The sequence below is a fragment of the Symbiopectobacterium sp. Eva_TO genome, from assembly GCF_053848865.1.
On record NZ_JBSPEY010000004.1, the window covers coordinates 449,165 to 467,465 of the forward strand.

10 protein-coding genes and 7 pseudogenes are annotated in these 18,301 nt (G+C 54.2%); 7 read left to right on the top strand and 10 right to left on the bottom strand.

The window, feature by feature from the left end; all coding sequences use genetic code 11:
* Positions 1 to 30: 30 nt before the first annotated feature.
* A complete protein-coding gene (locus tag ACWWJF_RS04325) occupies positions 31 to 300 on the bottom strand; it encodes a hypothetical protein (protein ID WP_455868766.1) in 270 nt (89 codons plus the stop codon).
* 72 nt (positions 301 to 372) lie between these two features.
* Positions 373 to 924, bottom strand: a pseudogene (locus ACWWJF_RS04330) (integrase core domain-containing protein); the annotation flags it as partial.
* A gap of 126 nt (positions 925 to 1,050) precedes the next feature.
* Between ACWWJF_RS04330 and ACWWJF_RS04335 the strand changes: the two are divergent.
* The 3 genes from ACWWJF_RS04335 to ACWWJF_RS04345 all read left to right on the top strand — a co-directional run bounded on the left by ACWWJF_RS04335 (position 1,051) and on the right by ACWWJF_RS04345 (position 6,202).
* Entirely contained in the window at positions 1,051 to 2,382 is a 1,332-nt protein-coding gene (locus ACWWJF_RS04335; RefSeq protein ID WP_455868420.1) for an IS4 family transposase, read from the top strand.
* A 172-nt stretch (positions 2,383 to 2,554) separates the two neighbouring features.
* Positions 2,555 to 3,723 (top strand): IS3 family transposase gene (locus ACWWJF_RS04340; protein ID WP_455868400.1). Its coding sequence is split into 2 segments (ribosomal slippage): positions 2,555 to 2,810 and positions 2,810 to 3,723, totalling 1,170 coding nucleotides; the frame shifts between segments, so codons are not numbered across the junction.
* A 154-nt stretch (positions 3,724 to 3,877) separates the two neighbouring features.
* The gene (locus tag ACWWJF_RS04345) at positions 3,878 to 6,202 is read left to right on the top strand and encodes a Tex family protein (protein WP_455868767.1); all 2,325 of its coding nucleotides are present in this window, start codon (positions 3,878 to 3,880) and stop codon (positions 6,200 to 6,202) included.
* 214 nt (positions 6,203 to 6,416) lie between these two features.
* On the opposite strand, the gene ACWWJF_RS04350 is transcribed toward ACWWJF_RS04345, so the two are convergent.
* Positions 6,417 to 6,644: a YdgH/BhsA/McbA-like domain containing protein gene (locus ACWWJF_RS04350; protein ID WP_455868768.1), complete on the bottom strand. Its 228-nt coding sequence runs from the start codon at positions 6,642 to 6,644 to the stop codon at positions 6,417 to 6,419.
* A 237-nt stretch (positions 6,645 to 6,881) separates the two neighbouring features.
* Here ACWWJF_RS04350 and ACWWJF_RS04355 point away from each other — a divergent pair.
* Positions 6,882 to 8,090, top strand: a pseudogene (locus ACWWJF_RS04355) (IS256 family transposase).
* 102 nt (positions 8,091 to 8,192) lie between these two features.
* On the opposite strand, the gene ACWWJF_RS04360 reads toward ACWWJF_RS04355, so the two are convergent.
* From ACWWJF_RS04360 to ACWWJF_RS04370, 3 genes and pseudogenes are all read right to left on the bottom strand, one after another.
* Positions 8,193 to 8,393: an omptin family outer membrane protease gene (locus tag ACWWJF_RS04360; RefSeq protein WP_455868769.1), complete on the bottom strand. Its 201-nt coding sequence runs from the start codon at positions 8,391 to 8,393 to the stop codon at positions 8,193 to 8,195.
* A 167-nt stretch (positions 8,394 to 8,560) separates the two neighbouring features.
* The gene (locus ACWWJF_RS04365; protein WP_455870924.1) at positions 8,561 to 8,863 is read right to left on the bottom strand and encodes an omptin family outer membrane protease; all 303 of its coding nucleotides are present in this window, start codon (positions 8,861 to 8,863) and stop codon (positions 8,561 to 8,563) included.
* Positions 8,844 to 9,874: pseudogene (locus ACWWJF_RS04370) on the bottom strand (IS630 family transposase). Before ACWWJF_RS04370 ends, ACWWJF_RS04365 begins: the two are co-directional and overlap by 20 nt.
* A gap of 99 nt (positions 9,875 to 9,973) precedes the next feature.
* Here ACWWJF_RS04370 and ACWWJF_RS04375 point away from each other — a divergent pair.
* Positions 9,974 to 10,643: pseudogene (locus ACWWJF_RS04375) on the top strand (NADP-specific glutamate dehydrogenase); the annotation flags it as partial.
* Between the two features lie 193 nt (positions 10,644 to 10,836).
* Here ACWWJF_RS04375 and ACWWJF_RS04380 read toward each other — a convergent pair.
* The 3 genes and pseudogenes from ACWWJF_RS04380 to ACWWJF_RS04390 form a co-directional block, all read right to left on the bottom strand.
* Positions 10,837 to 12,053, bottom strand: a pseudogene (locus ACWWJF_RS04380) (LVIVD repeat-containing protein).
* A gap of 11 nt (positions 12,054 to 12,064) precedes the next feature.
* On the bottom strand, positions 12,065 to 13,132 hold the full coding sequence (locus tag ACWWJF_RS04385; protein ID WP_455868770.1) for a sugar ABC transporter substrate-binding protein: 1,068 nt from the start codon (positions 13,130 to 13,132) through the stop codon (positions 12,065 to 12,067).
* 22 nt (positions 13,133 to 13,154) lie between these two features.
* Positions 13,155 to 14,159, bottom strand: a pseudogene (locus ACWWJF_RS04390) (ABC transporter permease).
* Between the two features lie 75 nt (positions 14,160 to 14,234).
* Here ACWWJF_RS04390 and ACWWJF_RS04395 point away from each other — a divergent pair.
* Positions 14,235 to 15,275 carry an IS481 family transposase gene (locus ACWWJF_RS04395; RefSeq protein ID WP_455868660.1) on the top strand — a complete coding sequence of 347 codons (1,041 nt, stop codon included), beginning with the start codon at positions 14,235 to 14,237 and terminating at the stop codon, positions 15,273 to 15,275.
* 79 nt (positions 15,276 to 15,354) lie between these two features.
* On the opposite strand, the gene ACWWJF_RS04400 is transcribed toward ACWWJF_RS04395, so the two are convergent.
* Positions 15,355 to 16,836 carry a sugar ABC transporter ATP-binding protein gene (locus ACWWJF_RS04400; RefSeq protein ID WP_455868771.1) on the bottom strand — a complete coding sequence of 494 codons (1,482 nt, stop codon included), beginning with the start codon at positions 16,834 to 16,836 and terminating at the stop codon, positions 15,355 to 15,357.
* 316 nt (positions 16,837 to 17,152) lie between these two features.
* Between ACWWJF_RS04400 and ACWWJF_RS04405 the strand changes: the two are divergent.
* Positions 17,153 to 18,241, top strand: a pseudogene (locus ACWWJF_RS04405) (oxidoreductase).
* Positions 18,242 to 18,301 lie beyond the last annotated feature (60 nt).

The following is an 18,301-nucleotide window of genomic DNA, read 5'->3' on the forward strand; positions in this document are numbered from 1 at the left end:
CAAAAGCTGTCCGGAGATGGTGGGTCAAGATCAGGTTCCGGTGGCAACAATATTGCCGTTAAGGGCAATGTTTCCTGCTGCTGCCAGCGTTAAGGTGGTATCGGCGGACCAGCCAATATTGCTGGCAACGGTAATATCGCCGTTTTGAGTTCCTGTTGAACCGGTAGAAACGGTCACATTTGCTGACGCCAGGGCATTTTGCAGCGTATTGACATTGATGACGCTATAATCGGTGCTGGCACTGAACCCAGTGCCGTTGTCGGCAGCTGAGGAGATAACCACATTGTGGGGATCGAGCAACAGGTTACCGTATTTGTATTAGCTCAGACCTGATCTGACAGTTACCGGTTATTTATACAGGTGTCTGTCAGATTAAATCTGGTTCAGATTTTTTTCTGCCCAGACTCGTTTACCATCAAGTAACGTGGCCATTGGCGTACGCCCGCAGCACATTTTACCCTGATGAGTTCGCTCATTATTGTAATGCCACAACCAGTTGTCCAGATCCTTTTGTAGACTTTCTAGGTCCTCGTATAACGTCTTACGGAACGCAACCTGATAAAAATCCTGCAAAATAGTTTTATGGAAGCGCTCGCAGATACCGTTTGTCTGCGGAGACATCGCTTTCGTTTTCGTATGGTCTATATCGTTGATAGCCAAGTACAGCTGATAGTCATGTTGTTCCACTTTACCGCAGTACTCCGTCCCCCTGCCCGTCAGTATTCTTAGCATTGGCAGCCCCTGAGCTTCGTAGAACGGCAGCACGCGATCATTGAGCAGGTCGGCGGCAGAGATCGGTGCTTTACTCGTGTAAAGCTTGCAGTGCGCCACTTTCGAGTACGTATCCACGAACGTCTGCTGGTAGATACGGCCAACACCTTTCAGATTACCCACGTAGAAGGTGTCCTGCGACCCCAGATAACCCCACCTCGTTATACACAAGTCCGCAACGCCTTATATGCCAAGGGTTAGCGGGCTGAAATAGGCAGCCAGTGGGGTTGTAAATGAAGTGAAACCGACGTGTACTATCGCCATTTACGGCGCTGAAAAATGACACGGGATTCAGATGGCTGGGCACACCAAGAACTGGAAGGGGTAAATCTTGGTGACACGAGGCTCAATAAGCGTGCCAAAGGGCTTTTGATACGGCTGGCTGAGAATCCGCAAGCCAGCATTCCGCATGCGTGCCTCGGATGGTCTGAGACGCTGGGTGCTTACCGCTTCATGGAGAACCAAGCATTCGAATGGCGAGACATTCTGCAACCTCACTGGCAGCGTACGCAGGAAAGGATCCGAGAACACGAGGTTGTGCTGTGTATCCAAGACACTACCGAGCTTGACTTCAACGGGCAGCAAATCCAAGGCTTGGGTCCTTTGAACTACGAAGCCAGGCGTGGTCTGTACCTGCATCCGACCTACGCGGTCAGTCCGGATCGCGTGGGGTTGGGCGTACTGGATGCGTGGATGTGGGCAAGAGAGCCGAAGGATGCAGACGGAAAACGCGATGGGCTCAAGGAGAGTACGCGCTGGCTCGAGGGATACGAGCGAGTTGCTGAACTCGCCTCGGAGTTGCCAAACACACGTCTGGTGTACTTAGCCGATCGCGAAGCGGATATCAAGGCGTTGATGCAGCTCGCTGATGACCTTGGCACTCCGGCTGACTGGTTGATCCGCTCGACTCATAATCGCAGTCTGGACTGTAATGAGAAGCTTTGGCAGAAGGTTGGAAAGACCGTGCCGGTGGGAGAAATCCAATTCGTTATGGCGGCTCGCGCGGGGCAGAAGGCGCGTACGGTGAAACAGGCGCTGCGCGTGAAGCGAGTGTCGCTGCGTTGCGGGTTGGCAGTGACTTGTGTGATAGCCAAGGAAATTGAGCCGCCAGCAGGCGTGAAGCCGGTCGAGTGGCGGTTGCTGAGCAATCGCGTACCTGAAGGACGAGAAGATATCGTGGAGCTGATCGACTGGTATCGGGCTAGATGGGAAATCGAGATGTTCTTCAATGTGCTGAAGAACGGCTGCTGTGTCGAAGCGTTACAGTTATCGACCGTGGATCGCATTGAGCGGGCATTGGCGCTGTTCATGATCGTGGCATGGCGCATCGCCTATTTAATGCGTATGGGACGAACCTGTCCAGAGCTGGACGCAATGTTGTTCTTTGATTCCGACGAGACTCATGGAGCTTACCTACTGATGAACAAGCGTATGCCCAAGGGCCGCCCTAAGCTAAACGAAGTATTGCGCTTAGTTGCGCAACTGGGAGGCTTTCTTGCTCGAAAAGGCGACGGTGAACCAGGCGCAAAAACTATCAGGAAAGGCTTGCAGAAAGTCATGACGGCCGCCGAAACGCTACGCGCGCTCAGGCACGAACAGAGATGTGTATAACGAGGTGAGATAACCCGGGTTAGCAGTCTCTATTTTACCACAGGCTTCGTCGTCGTGCGCCTTCTTCTCCAGTGCAGCGATTTGAGCATCAGTAAGTACTGTAGTGGCACACTGATACTGGCCACCTGATCGGAGGTGATATGCTCACCTCATCAACACGACAGGTGACCTCATGGGTAAACATTTTACGGCGGAATTTAAGCTCGAAGCCGCAAAGCTGGTTGTCGACCACGGCTACACATACGTTAAGGCCGCAGAGGCGGTTAATGTCAGCCATTCTGCCATTAGTCGCTGGGTCAATAAGCTTCGCCTTGAACGACAGGGAAAAACGCCAACGGGACTTCCTCTTACCCCTGAACAGCTCGAGCTGCGTGAGATGAAGAAAAAAGTCCAATGCCTTGAAATGGAGAACGAAATCCTAAAAAAGGCTACGGCGCTCTTAATGTTGGACTCACTCAACGGTTCACGGTAGTCGACAGGCTGAGGGCGCGATACCCGGTCACGGCGTTGTGCCAAACTTTTGAGGTACATCGCAGCAGCTACAGGCACTGGCAGGCTTCCGCTAATGAACCCGACGGTGAGCGCGTGGTTAAGTGTAGTCGCGTCATGGAAGCCTGGAACGCCAGCGGCGGCTCTGCCGGCGCTCGAAGTATCGCGACCATCGTCACCGGCAGCTCCGGTGTCAAAATGGGGCGCTGGCTGGCTGGCAAGCTGATGAAGGAGCTGGGTATCGCCAGCTGCCAGCGACCGGCTCACAAATACAAACGCGGCGGCAATGAACACGTTGAAATACCGAACTATCTCAACCGCCAGTTCGCGGTTACCGCGCCGGATCAGGTCTGGTGCGGCGATGTGACCTACATCTGGACGGGCAAATGCTGGGCTTACCTTGCGGTGGTGCTAGACCTGTTCGCCCGCAAACCGGTGGGCTGGGCCATGTCGACGTCGCCGGACTCGGCGCTGACAGTTAAAGCGTTGCAGATGGCCTGGGAACTCCGGGGACAACCAACAGGAGTCATGTTCCACAGCGACCAGGGCAGCCACTATACCAGCCGTCAATACCGGCAAGCCCTGTGGCGCTGCCGGATAAAGCAGAGTATGAGTCGGCGGGGTAACTGCTGGGATAATGCGCCAATGGAGCGGTTCTTCCGCAGCCTGAAGACAGAATGGGTGCCGACAAAGGGTTACAACAGCTTCAGCGAAGCCCAGGACGCGATTATCCGCTACATCACGGGGTATTACAGCGCTATCCGGCCTCACTGGTATAACGGCGGCTTAACTCCAAACGAATCTGAGCGACTGTTCTACATACAGTCTAATGCGGTGGCCAATATTAGTTGACCACTACAGGCTTCAAATTCGAACAATTCGCTGAAAAATTGACATAGGTAAATTTTCTGAGAGGTCATAATGCTGACTGGCATTTTTGCTACGCAATCCGTATAACTGTCCCCGATTAGTTAACTCACCCCTTGATGATGATTGAATTCCGATTATGAATGATGCATTGAGCCAGATTATCGCCAGCGAATTGCAGGCGCGAAAGGAGCAGGTTGACGCCGCTGTCCGCCTGCTGGACGAAGGGAACACCGTACCGTTCATCGCTCGTTACCGTAAGGAAGTGACTGGCGGGTTGGATGATACCCAACTGCGCCAGTTGGAAACCCGCCTCGGTTACTTGCGCGAACTGGAAGAACGGCGTCAGACCATTCTGAAATCGATCGAAGAGCAAGGAAAATTAACACCGCAGTTGGCTCTGGCGATTAACGGCACTCTGAGTAAGACTGAGCTGGAAGATCTCTATCTGCCATACAAGCCCAAACGCCGTACTCGTGGGCAAATTGCCATCGAAGCCGGGCTGGAACCGCTGGCAGACAGCCTGTGGCAAGACCCAAGCCAGGTACCTGAAGAGGCGGCGTTGGCCTATGTCGCCGAAGACAAAGGCGTTGCCGATGTCAAAGCCGCTCTGGACGGTGCGCGCTACATTCTGATGGAGCGTTTCGCAGAAGATGCCATCTTGCTGGCCAAGGTGCGTGACTATTTGTGGAAAAATGCCCATCTGGTCGCACGCGTTGTCGAAGGCAAAGAGGATGAAGGCGCGAAGTTTCGCGACTACTTTGCCCATCAAGAACCGATCGCCAGCGTGCCATCACACCGTGCACTGGCGATGTTTCGCGGCCGCAACGAAGGGGTACTGCAACTCGCCCTGAACGCCGACCCACAGTTTGACGAGCCGCCGCGCGAAAGCCAGGGTGAGCAGATCATCCTTTCACATCTGAATTTGCAGCTCAACAATGCTCCTGCCGATAGCTGGCGTCGTGCGGTGATCAACTGGACCTGGCGTATCAAGGTGCTGTTGCATCTGGAAACTGAGCTGATGGGCACCGTGCGTGAAAAGTCCGAAGAAGAAGCCATCAATGTGTTTGCACGCAACCTACACGACCTGCTGATGGCCGCGCCTGCCGGAATGCGCGCCACCATGGGGCTCGATCCGGGTCTCCGCACAGGTGTGAAAGTCGCGGTAGTAGATGCAACTGGCAAACTGGTTGCCACGGATACGATTTACCCACATACCGGACAGGCTGCCAAGGCGGCCCCTATCATCGCGGCACTGTGCGTTAAGCATCAGGTAGAACTCGTGGCGATCGGTAACGGTACCGCATCACGTGAAACCGAACGTTTCTTCCTCGATACACAAAAACAGTTCCCGGCAATCAATGCCCAGAAGGTGATTGTCAGTGAGGCAGGTGCTTCGGTGTATTCTGCATCAGAGCTGGCGGCGCTGGAATTCCCCGATCTGGATGTTTCCCTGCGCGGTGCGGTTTCTATTGCGCGTCGCTTGCAGGACCCTCTGGCAGAGCTGGTGAAGATCGATCCAAAATCCATCGGTGTCGGCCAATACCAGCACGATGTGAGCCAGGTGCAACTGGCGAAAAAGCTCGATGCGGTGGTGGAAGACTGCGTTAACGCCGTGGGCGTCGATCTGAATACCGCATCGGTGGCGCTGCTGACGCGTGTTGCTGGGCTTAGCAAAATGATGGCGCAGAATATTGTCAACTGGCGTGACGAAAACGGACGCTTTGACAACCGTCAACAGTTGCTCAAGGTCAGTCGCCTGGGGCCAAAAGCCTTCGAACAGTGTGCCGGATTCTTGCGTATCAATCACGGCGATAACCCGCTGGATGCCTCGACGGTTCACCCGGAAGCCTACCCGGTGGTCGAACGCATTCTGGAAGCCACTCGCCAGACACTGCGCGATTTGATGGGTGACACCGCCGCGCTGCGCAAACTCAAGGCGGTGGATTTCACTGACACTCGCTTCGGCTTACCCACGGTGACAGACATCGTGAAAGAGTTGGAAAAACCGGGGCGCGATCCACGACCGGAGTTTAAAACAGCTGCGTTCGCCGAAGGGGTGGAAACGCTCAACGATCTGCTGCCGGGTATGGTGCTCGAAGGGGCGGTCACCAACGTCACCAACTTTGGCACTTTCGTGGATATTGGCGTACATCAGGATGGCTTGGTGCACATTTCGTCGCTGTCCGATCGCTATGTCGACGATCCGCACAAGGTGGTGAAAGCCGGTGATATTGTGAAGGTCAAGGTGCTGGAAGTCGATCTGCAACGTAAACGTATCGCGCTGACCATGCGTCTCGATGAACAGCCGGGTGACACTCCGTCACGCCGTAGCGCCAGCGGAGCCCAACGCAACACCGGATCTCGCCCAGCTCATCATGCACCGCGTGCAAAACAGCCGCAGAGCGCAGCAGGCAATAGCGCCATGAGCGATGCACTGGCCGCCGCATTTAAAAAACGTTAGCTTTTTGTATACCCTAAATAATTCGAGCTACAGGAAGGCTGCAAGCGCTGGCCCGAAGGGTGAATCTGAGGGATGAGATTCATTCACTCCGATGAGCTTACTCAAGTAAGTGATTCGGGTGAATGAGTGTAGCCAACGCACATGTAACTTGAAGTATGACGGGTATAAGCAAGGGGAGCCATTGGCTCCCCTTGTAACATTTGCTCGGCTTCACTTATTTATACAGAACTGCCGTGCCGCGCAGTTGGTTATCACCGGTAGCAGAAACGATACGGAAAGAAGATGCACCTGCTGCCTGTGCTTTAGCGGCAACTTGCGATTCAAAACCGCTCAGCGTTTTAGCGCTACTCACGGAAACGGTACCCATCTGCTCTGCGGCGAAGGTGCCGAAAGAGAGAGAAGTCAGGGCCAATACTGCTGCAAAATTTTTGATGATTTTCATGATGCTAATCCTTATCTCTGTGGTTAGGTAGAAAGCGAAGTGCTTTCGATGAAGAGAAGAATAGCGCTATTGCTCGGTAATGAATAGCTAAGTGATTTGCTGTGATAAGTCAATTTTTTTTGAACAAAAATCATTACCGGTTTCGTTCTGTTATTCTGACGTCATGACCCTGTACATAAATTTGTGTAATTGCCTGATTTTGATATGTTCAATCCAACATCAAAAACAGGTTAATTTATGGACGAAAAACAGTTGCAGGCTCTGGCTAACGAACTGGCCAAAAATCTCAAAACCCCTGACGATCTCAGCCAATTCGATCGCCTGCTGAAGAAAATCAGCGTTGAGGCTGCTCTCAACGCCGAAATGTCCCACCATCTGGGCTACGATAAAAATCAGCCCAAACCGGGGGCCAACTCCCGCAACGGCTATTCCACAAACACCGTGACCACCGGCGATGGCCTTCTGGCACTATGTACTCCGCGCGATCGTGATGGCTCCTTCGAACCACAACTGGTGAAGAAAAACCAGACCCGGATCACCGGGATGGATAACCAAATCTTGTCCCTGTACGCCAGAGGGATGACCACCCGCAAGATAGCGTCTGCGTTCAAAGAGCTGTATGACGCGGATGTTTCACCGGCGCTGGTCTCGAAGGTCACCGACGCCGTCATGGAACAGGTTACTGAATGGCAAAATCGTCCACTGGATGCAGTCTATCCCGTTGTTTACCTTGACTGTATCATCCTGAAGGTCCGGCACGACAGTCGCGTCATCAATAAATCCGTGTTCCTGGCACTGGGTATCAACATCGAGGGCCAGAAAGAACTGCTGGGTATGTGGCTGGCCGAAAACGAGGGCGCGAAGTTCTGGCTCAATGTGCTGACAGAACTAAAAAACCGCGGCCTGAACGATATCCTCATCGCCTGTGTCGACGGTCTGAAAGGCTTCCCGGACGCCATCAACGTGGTGTATCCGGAAGCCCGCATCCAGCTGTGCATCGTGCACATGGTACGCAACAGCCTGAGGTTCGTCTCTTGGAAGGACTACAAAGCCGTCACACGCGACCTGAAAGCCATCTATCAGGCTGCTACGGAAGAAGCAGGCCAGCAGGCGCTGGAAGCATTCGCCAGCGCATGGGACAGCCGCTATCCACAGATAAGCCGGAGCTGGCAGACGAACTGGAGCAATCTGGCAACGTTCTTCGCTTACCCGGCAGATATCCGCAAAGTCATCGACACAACCAACGCCATCGAGTCGCTGAACAGTGTGATCAGGCATGCGATTAAAAAACGCAAGGTGTTCCCGACTGACGACGCAGTGAAAAAGGTGGTGTGGCTGGCAATCCAGTCGGCCTAACAGAAATGGACGATGCCACTGCGGGACTGGCGTATGGCAATGAGCCGTTTTATTATCGAGTTCGGTGACCGCCTGGACGGTCACTACTGAGAAAGGCATTTACACAGAATCATGTACAGGGTCGACGTCATCGGTTGATGGGGCCAGCTCCCCCACTACAGCACAAACCACGCTGGCACCCCGTGGTGATGATTAAAAACGGTATGTCAGGCCTGCTGTCACCATGTAATACTCATTGGCGATACCCGCCGCGTGGCCGCCAATATATCCCTGCTCCCCGGAAACCTGATCGATAATTTGCATCCCTCCCCGACTCTCATCATATTTATTCCAACTCAGCGCGGTAAATACCTTGGCACAGGATGTCAAATAATAACCAATGTCCACCAACACGGAATGGCTTTGTTGAATAATAGTGAGTCATGCTGTTTTGCCAAGCCACTTTTGGTAGAAAATGCTTGTCCCCTCAGGTGTACAGTTTTCTCATGAAGCCTAACTGCATGATTTTGCGTTGCGAGGATCCGTCGTTTCACTGGGCTGCCAGCATAAAATCTATTTATTCAACAAAGCCACACGGAATAATAACGCCCATAATTGCCTTCATCGCGAAAGGTTAATTGGCGAAAATAGTGCTCATCATTATCACGCGCTTTGACCCAAGGGCTATATTTTGCAAGTGCACTCAGCTCAAAATTCTGATAGCGCACCATCCCGGTCACCCCCAGGTACGGGACATCGAATTGTTGCCTGTAACCACCACGCTTACTGTCCCGTTCAAGTGCCCCCACCGTTTCACCATTATCGTACTGATAAAACCCACCTAAATAGCTGTTCCTAATACCGCTACACTTTTGCCTGTCCATGTTTTCCACTGGGAAACGGGCTGACGGTTTCCATGAAGCGGCGAACCTTGTTCAGTCACTGCCACATTGAACAGCATTGATGATTGCGGGTAATGGTTTCATGCAACGCCTGCCATAACCGCTCTACATGATTTACCCATGGTGAGTACACCGGCTGATAAATAACCCTGAATTTCGGGTTTTCTTCCAGCCAGCGCTGCGTCTCCCGGCTTTTGTGAATAATGTAGTTATCAACTATCAGCGTGAGCGTTTTTGCCCGTCTGTACGTTGCTCTCAGATGCTCTAACATACTGATAAAAAACACGAACTTTTACTGCTTCCTCCAACATCGCTGACTTTTCCCGTCCCGCTGTGTAATGCACCCGCCAGATAATATTTCTCGTTCTGGCCCGGCGTCACGATGCGTTTCTGCTTCCCGCGAACCTGCCAGTCCGCGCCAATTTTGGGATTCAGATGAATATCCACTTCGTCTTCGTAAAAGACGGGATGTTCCGCGCTGCATTGTTCCAGCGCCATCGCGATGGCCTCCATTTTTTCTTCCTTATGCGGGTCGCGGATACGCAGCGTAGGAGCTGCGCGTCGCCACACCAGACCGGCAGAAGGCCGCCAACGGCGCACCGTGGAAGCATGCAACTGGCAACCGGTTATCTCATTGATTTTTATCGCTAGCAGTTCCGTGCTCCAGCGCGAACGCTGATAGCCAAAATCATGAGGGGAACGCTTTACGAGCTGGATTAACAGTGCGCAGATCTGTTCAAACGGCCAGCGACGGCCACGACCGGGCCGCAGAGATTTGAGGCCTTCAATGCCGTACAGGGTGAGCCAGTTAATCCATCTGCCGATTGACAAACGGGCGCAGCAAAGCATTCTGGCGACATCGCTCACGCGCTCGCCCCGGTGCAACATCAGGATGGCGGTCAGCCTGCGGGCGTGATTCTTGTCACGCGTTTTATGGAGAGTTTTCTTCATCAGGCGTCGTTCGTTACGGGGTATCGGTGCTATGCTCGACATCGCTCAGTCCGGTTGATGATTTGGGATCTTTATCGATTGATCAGATCGCTCAACTCGGACTGAGTTCCCTTCAGGTGATCTACTATTCGGAACAGTTATTTAGTCTACTTCACGCAGGCGATGCTGGAGCGTCACGGCCTTGGGTTTGAGGGCATGCGTGTTGCAGTCTCCGGGTCCGGTAACGTGGCGCAGTATGCCATTGAAAAAGCGTTGTCTCTGGGCGCTCGTGTGATTACCGCTTCCGACTCCAACGGCACGGTCGTGGATGAGGCGGGCTTTACGCCGGAGAAACTGGCGCTGCTGGCGGATATCAAAAACCAACGTTATGGCCGTGTGGAAGATTACGCGCGCGAAGCCGGTCTTACGTACCTGCCAGGCCAAATGCCGTGGAACGTGCCCGTGGACATCGCACTACCGTGCGCCACGCAGAATGAGCTGGACCTGACCAGTGCCAAGACGCTGATTGCTAACGGCGTGAAAGCCGTGGCGGAAGGGGCCAATATGCCGACCACGATCGAAGCGACGGATGCCTTCCTGGAAGCCAACGTACTGTTTGCGCCGGGCAAAGCGGCAAACGCCGGTGGTGTCGCAACCTCTGGGCTGGAAAGCGGAGAAAGTGGATGCGCGTTTGCACCACATCATGCTGGATATCCACCATGCGTGCGTAGATTTCGGCGGCGAAGGTCAGTACACCAACTACGTGCGCGGCGCGAACATCGCGGGCTTTGTGAAAGTGGCAGATGCGATGCTGGCGCAAGGCGTAGTGTGACGATATCGCCTCGTGAGGCTATCCCCGTTTAGAGTTGAGCGGGGATTTTTCTGTCCATTCCGTGAAGGGTTTCGTGCGTGTGCGATGTGCGGTGCTATTATCCGCGCGGGTTAACGTGCACGAAACGTCAACGGTCTTGCAGAGCGCTGCTTCTTTTTTCCCGGCGTTCTCCGTCATAACGGAGAAAATAGCCTCAGCCCAAGTACTCAATAATCGATAGCCCACCGTTGTAATCCGTGCTGTAAATAATGCCCTGTGCATCTACAAACACATCACAGGACTGAATTACGCGTGGGCGGCCCGGACGGGTATCCATCATTTTCTCTGGCGCAGTAGGCACCAGTGCGCCGGTTTCCACGGGGCGATACGGGTTGCTGATATCGTAAGCGCGTACGCCTGCGTTCTGGTAGGTGGCAAAAATCAGCGTTGAACTGATAAAGCTGCCCGGCCGGTTCTCATGCAGGTTATGCGGTCCGAAGTGCGCGCCCTTGGCCACGTAATCCACTTCATCCGGCTGCGGAAAGGTGGAAATGCTGACCGGGTTGCTCGGTTCGCGAATATTGAACAGCCAGATCAGCTTCTCGCCATCGTCCTGATTGTCCAGTACCGCCTCATCCAGTACCACCAGAAGATCGCGATCCGGCAACGGCAGTGCGGTGTGGGTACCGCCGCTGAACGGTGGACTCCAGTTGCGGTGGCTGATGGCGATCGCTCACATCCAGCAGCGTCAGGCCACCGTCACGCCAACTGGCGTACGCGGTATCGCCGCTGATAATCGCGTGGTGCAGCGCATAGCGTTTTCCTTCCGGCCAGTTGGGCGTTTCCCCTGCCGCACTGTGCATGCCCGGCAACCTCAGGTTTACGCGGATCGGCAAGATCGATAGTCAGGAAGATATAATCACTAAAACCGTCCAACAGGGCAGATACGTAGGCCCAACGCCCGCCGACGTACCAAATACGGTGAATACCAATGCCGTTCAGCGGCAGAAAGCCGATTTCACGCGGCTTGTCCGGCGTTGAGATATCAAACACCCGCAGTCCGGCGCTCCAGCCTCTGTCTTGCACGTCACTCACCGTATCGGCAACGGAGCGCGTGTAATAGACCTTTTCATCGGCAAAGCGGGTGTCAGCAAACAGATCGCGTGCGTTAATCACCAGCAGCAGATCGTCATGTGCCTGCAAATGCACATTCCAGGTGCCAGGCGGGGCGGGCACGTAACCCGCCGCCTTGGGGTTTTTCGCATCTCGCACATCGACGATGGAGAACCCCTGCGACACCATGTGTCCGATATAGGCGTAGCCACGATGGATCATCACCTGCACGCCGTCTGGCCGACCCCCCTGATCGCTATGCCCGATCAACCGCATGTTGCGGCTGTAATCGGGATGCGGCAGTTCCTGCTTTGCCATACTGTGGTTCCTTATTTTTTCTGTTTGGCTTCCAGCGTAGCGAACCACGGCGCAATGAAATCATCGCTCTGGCCCCAGCCGGGAATAATGTTGCCGAGTGAAGAGACGTTAACCTGTCCCGGCTGGCTCACCAGCAGCGCCTGTGGAATGGTGGCGGCCTTGAAATCATAGGTTGCCGGGGTTGGCTCGCCTGCAATCTTGTTGGCAATCAGACGCACGTTAGTCGCACCGATGAGTTTCGGGTCAACCGCCACGCTCACTTTCCACGGGCTGTTGGCTTCGCGCATCAGTCGCACATCCTGATTGGAAATATCGATGCTGTAGAGTTTGATTTCGGTGCGGCCATTCTCTTTAAGCGCCTTGTAAGCGCCCTGGCTGAAGGCATCCCAGGTGCCCCAGATGGCGTCGATCTTACCTTTCGGGTATTTCGCCAGCACTGCACCCACTTTGTTGGCGGTGTAACCTTGTACATCGGAAGAGACCGCGCCAATGGATTCCAGCTCTTTAATGCCAGGATGGTCTTTCAGGATGTATTGGTAGGCCGCCTGACGGCGCTCCATCGGCGGGAACCCGGCTACCCACAGTTTGATGATATTGGCCTGACCGTTGAAATCTTTCACCAGTTGGCCGAAGGAGAGCTCGGTCAGCGACGCGTCATCCTGCTGAGTCACGGTCACGCCGTTAATGGTGCCATTGACGGCGGTATCGAAGGTGGGCACCGCAATGCCGCTGTCAACGATGCGCTGAACCAGCGCAGTCGAGTACGGATCGCGGCCCTGAGACAGGATAATCCCGTCATACTTCTGGCTGATGGCCTGATTGACGAAATCCTGAAAGCGGGCGTCATCGCCGTTGCTCAGGAAGGTATTGACGGTGAACCCCAGTTTCTTCCCTTGCTGGATGGCTCCCGCAATAAACTGGGTGGTGTTATCGTCAGAGCCAAGGTTACGGATGACGGCGATGCGAATCGGCCCGTCGTGTTTGGCGATCGCGTCCGGCACGGGGGCAGGGGTGGCCGCAAAGGTGGGGGCGATGGTCAGCAGGCTCAGCGCCAGCAGTGAAAACGTCAATTTCTTCATTATAGTTTCCTGTCTTTCGGGATTAACGGCGTTGAACGTAAGTGATTGCCAGAGCGGCGGCCAGCACCAGCCCTTTGATAATGTCCATGGCTTAATAGGGAACGGAAAGCATTACCAGCCCGTTCTGCAATACGCCGAGGATCACCGCGCCGACCAGCGTACCTAATGCGTTGGGTTTGCCCGAGCCAGCGAGTGAAAAACCGATCCAGGCCGCTGCCACGGCATCCATCAGGTAACCGCCACCCGCGTTGACCTGCGATGAGCCGATGCGAGATGCCAGCAAAATACCGTCCAATCCCGCCAGCAAGGAGGCGAGAATATAGGCCGCCACGCGGTAACGGGTGGTACGGATGCCGGAAAGCCGTGCGGCTTCGGCGTTGCCGCCGATGGCATACATGCGGCGGCCGTGTTTGGTCAATGACAGGCCCAATTGAGCCACCACTGTGACAGCCAGCATGATAATCACGATGGTCGGCACCTGACCGAGCAGTGAAAAGGCATCAGGGATAACGCCCTCTGCCATCTCCCCGCTGGGTAGCACCATATTTTGGGTGATGGAGCCACCATAGCTGTAGGTCATCGCGACGCCCTGAATCACGAACAGGCTGGCAAGTGTTGCTAACATGTCGGGAATTTTCAGTACCACGATGAGAAAAGCATTAAACAGGCCGACCAGTGTACACAGCAGCAGTGTCACCAGAATAGCTTCTGTGGTGCCAAAGCCGTGCCAGACAAACAGTGAAATTACCAGTGCGTTAGCCAGCGAGGCGGTTGACCCCACCGAGAGATCGAACCCTCCCACCGTGAGTGAGATGGAGACGCCGATGGCGATCACCGTGACGATGGCAATCGAGCGTAGAATATTGATGATGTTATACGGATCGAGAAAGTTGTCGGAGGCGATACCAAATAGCGCGATCAGCGCGACAACCGTCAGCAGCATTCCCCACTTGTAGAGAAAATCAAACAGCTGTTGGCGGCCCGAAACTGTCGCCTTAAGTGTATTAGTCGCGACTTGATCTGACACTGGACCTTGAAAGGTTGAGAGTTACCGGTTTTGATATGGGTGTCGAATCCTTATACAAAACACGAGGTAACTCTCATGCTTCATACTAACAATCCCATCATCAAACACAAAGCCGGCCTGCTCAATCTCGCCGAAGAACTCGGTAACGTATCAAAAGCCTGTAAAATCATGGGGGTGTCACGCGACACGTTTTATCGCTATCAGGAACTGGCGGCAGAAGGCGGCATTGACGCTCTGGTTAACCAAAACCGCCGGGTTCCCAACCTGAAAAACCGTGCTGATGAAGCCACTGAACGTGCGGTTGTTGATTACGCCATTGAGTTCCCGGCTCATGGCCAGCACCGGACCAGTAATGAGCTGCGTAAAAAAGGCGTCTTCATTTCTGGCAGCGGTGTGCGCTCCATCTGGCAACGACACGATCTGGAAAACTTTCGTAAGCGCCTGAAGGCACTTGAGGAAAAAGTTGCCAGAGAAGGCATCGTACTTACTGATGCTCAAATCGCTGCACTGGAGAAGAAGGCGCACGACGACGAAGCCTGTGGTGAAATAGAGACTGCTCACCCGGGTTATCTGGGGTCGCAGGACACCTTCTACGTGGGTAATCTGAAAGGTGTTGGCCGTATCTACCAGCAGACGTTCGTGGATACGTACTCGAAAGTGGCGCACTGCAAGCTTTACACGAGTAAAGCACCGATCTCTGCCGCCGACCTGCTCAATGATCGCGTGCTGCCGTTCTACGAAGCTCAGGGGCTGCCAATGCTAAGAATACTGACGGACAGGGGGACGGAGTACTGCGGTAAAGTGGAACAACATGACTATCAGCTGTACTTGGCTATCAACGATATAGACCATACGAAAACGAAAGCGATGTCTCCGCAGACAAACGGTATCTGCGAGCGCTTCCATAAAACTATTTTGCAGGATTTTTATCAGGTTGCGTTCCGTAAGACGTTATACGAGGACCTAGAAAGTCTACAAAAGGATCTGGACAACTGGTTGTGGCATTACAATAATGAGCGAACTCATCAGGGTAAAATGTGCTGCGGGCGTACGCCAATGGCCACGTTACTTGATGGTAAACGAGTCTGGGCAGAAAAAAATCTGAACCAGATTTAATCTGACAGACACCTGTATAAATAACCGGTAACTGTCAGATCAGGTCTGAGCTAATACACCTTAAGGGAAAGTGCTTTGCTCACGCAGGGGTTCCTCCGGTGGAGTAAATTAAAAGGGTTTCTTCGCTGGCTTTGCGGCCATCCAGTTCTGCCACAATGCGGCCATCCCACAGCACGCAAATGCGATCGCACAGCCCGACCAGCTCAGCGAATTCGCCGGAGGCGTAAATCACTCCTTTGCCTTCGCGAGCCAACTGATCGATCAAGAGAAAGAGATCGGTTTTGGCTTTGACATCAACGCCTTTGGTTGGCTCATCAAAGATCAGTACGTCTGCATCGTTGCGCAGCCATTTGCCAATCGCGACCTTCTGTTGATTGCCGCCTGACAGGCGACGCAGCGTCTGTGCTGGCCCGGTGGTTCGCACGCCGAGACGTGAAATAATCTCCTGTGCCCAGCGCCACGCGCGTCGATGATTGAAAAGGCTCCAGCGAGAAAAGCTGTCGTCGGCGCTGATGCTCAGGTTCATCGCCACCGGCTCGTCAATAAAAATGCCTTCTTTGCGGCGCTCTTCCGGCACCAAAGCAATGCCTGCGGCGACAGCATCCGCCGGTGTGGTCGGCTGCCAGGGCTTGCCGCGCAGTTCACCGGATCGCACGCGGCTGGCATTGGCTCCAAACAGCGCTTTGCACAATTCGGTTTTCCCTGCGCCTGCCAGCCCGGCAATGCCAAGAATTTCGCCTCCGCGCAACTGCAACGAGATATCGTGCAGCAGCGTATTGTCATGCAGACCTTCAATCGCCAACAGTGCTTTACCGGTTATCGCCGGGCGACGCGGCGGATAGATATCATTCAACGCATGGCCGAGCATCTTTTCGACGATCGCTTCGCCGCTTAACCCCGCCATTGGACTGCTTTCAATCAGGCGACCATCGCGCAATACCGTCATGCGATCGCAAATCGCTTTTAGCTCATGGATACGGTGCGAGATAAACACCACGCCGATACCGCTATGCTGCAAGCGGCGCACCACGCTGAACAGGCGCTCGATTTCGTGCTGATCGAGCGGTGCCGTGGGTTCATCAAGGATCAGGAAGCGACAGTGGTGGGAGAGGGCGCGCGCCAAGAGAATCTGCTGCTTTTCGGCCAGTGGGCATTGCTCGATGCGGCGACGCACGTCCAGCTCCACGCCCAACAGTGCTAGCGCGTTGCGCGCACTGTGGCGGATTTGTCGCCAGCGATAGCTATGACCTGGCTCCGCCAACTGATCGAGCATAATGTTTTCCGCCACGATCAGGCCTGGCACTAACGCGACGTCAACTTCCTGCTGTACCACATGGATGCCGAGCTGCTTGGCCTGACGCGGTGAGCGAATCTCAACAGGTTTTCCATCAATGACAATGGTCCCCTGATAGTGCTCATGCGCACCGGAAAGTACCGCCATCAGCGTTGATTTGCCTGCGCCATTGGCACCGGTCAGCGCGTGGATAGAGCCGCCATCCAGGGTGAAATCGACCTGCGTCAGCGCAGCAAAGCCGGAAAAGGCAATGGAAATCCCACGCATTTCCAGTTTATGTGGCGTTGGCCGATGTGTGTGTCATGGCGGTAATCCCAGGAAAAAAATCATCTGATCGACCAGATCTTTCACGGGGTGATAACGCCTGGCAATGAACGAAAACGCATAAGATAAAGCAAATTGTTATTAGCCGTCCAGATGTCCAGACATAACATGAATATAATTCATAAAACAGACGCTTACAGATCAACATGAAAAAAATGCATCATGATGTCCTCAATATTTATAGCCATCCAGAAGTCTGTTTATGATAAGGTAGTGATTATTCACCGATGACAGTCAACACACGACAGGATGTAGCATCATGACCAGCACGGCAATTCGCGTGGTAACCGGCCCCGCCAACTATTACTCCTACCCCGGCGCGTTGCAGGAGTTGGAGAACCTTTATGCTCCGGCGCAGCTGGAAAACGCGGTCTGGATTTATGGTGAACGGGCGATTGCGGCGGCTACCTCATTTTTGCCCGCGGCGTTCAACGTAGCTGGTGCGAAGCACATTGCTTTTGGCGGCCATTGCAGCGAAAGCGCGGTGGTGAAACTCTGTGCACAAGCGGGTGACGATCGTCAGGTGGTGATTGTTGTTGGCGGCGGTGCGCTGTTGGATACGGCTAAAGTGGTGGCGCGTCGCCTCGGTGTACCGCTGGTGGCTATCCCTACTATCGCCGCCACCTGCGCCGCCTGGACGCCGCTTTCCGTTTGGTATAACGATGAAGGCCAGGCGCTGCGTTTTGAGATTTTCAACGATGCCAACCATCTGGTGCTGGTGGCGCCAACTATCATTCTGCGCGCGCCGCAGGAATATTTGCTGGCAGGGATCGGCGATACGCTGGCGAAATGGTATGAGGCGGTGGTGTTGAGCCCACAACCGGAAAATCTGCCGCTGACGGTGCGTTTGGGGATTGAAGCGGCGCTCTCTATTCGTAATGTGCTGCTCAACAGCAGTTAACAGGCGTTGGCCGATCAACGGCGTGGCGAACTGACTCAGGCTTCCCTTGATGTGGTCGATGCGATTATCGCTGGTGGTGGTATGGTCGGCGACTTGGGCGAGCGCTACACCCGTGTAGCTGCGGCGCACGCGGTGCATAATGGGTTGACCACCTTACCGCAAACCGAGCGTTTCCTGCACGGCACCAAAGTGGCTTATGGCATTCTGGTGCAGATCGAACTGCTCGGACAGCGCGATGTGACCGAGCAGCTGATTACGGCGTTTGCGCGTTTCAACCTGCCCACCAGCCTGAAGGCGCTGGACGTGGATATCCAAAATCACGCTGATGTGGAGAAGGTCATTGCGCGCACGCTGGCACCATTCGAATCGATCCATGCGCTGCCTGTGCCGCTGAATGCAGAAAGCCTGCGTGGTGCCATCGAGCGGGTTGAGGCGTTATCGGCGTAAGTCCATCGAATGGCCTGTCAGTTATATTTCATCATAAGAAGCAGTTTACGCGCTCACGAG

Bases quoted from the DNA above. Each gene is read 5' to 3' on its own strand.
- ACWWJF_RS04335 (WP_455868420.1), top strand. From the start codon at position 1,051: ATGACACGGGATTCAGATGGCTGGGCACACCAAGAACTGGAAGGGGTA.
- ACWWJF_RS04345 (WP_455868767.1), top strand. From the start codon at position 3,878: ATGAATGATGCATTGAGCCAGATTATCGCCAGCGAATTGCAGGCGCGA.
- ACWWJF_RS04350 (WP_455868768.1), bottom strand. From the start codon at position 6,644: ATGAAAATCATCAAAAATTTTGCAGCAGTATTGGCCCTGACTTCTCTC.
- ACWWJF_RS04365 (WP_455870924.1), bottom strand. From the start codon at position 8,863: ATGGACAGGCAAAAGTGTAGCGGTATTAGGAACAGCTATTTAGGTGGG.
- ACWWJF_RS04385 (WP_455868770.1), bottom strand. From the start codon at position 13,132: ATGAAGAAATTGACGTTTTCACTGCTGGCGCTGAGCCTGCTGACCATC.
- ACWWJF_RS04395 (WP_455868660.1), top strand. From the start codon at position 14,235: ATGCTTCATACTAACAATCCCATCATCAAACACAAAGCCGGCCTGCTC.
- ACWWJF_RS04400 (WP_455868771.1), bottom strand. From the start codon at position 16,836: ATGCGTGGGATTTCCATTGCCTTTTCCGGCTTTGCTGCGCTGACGCAG.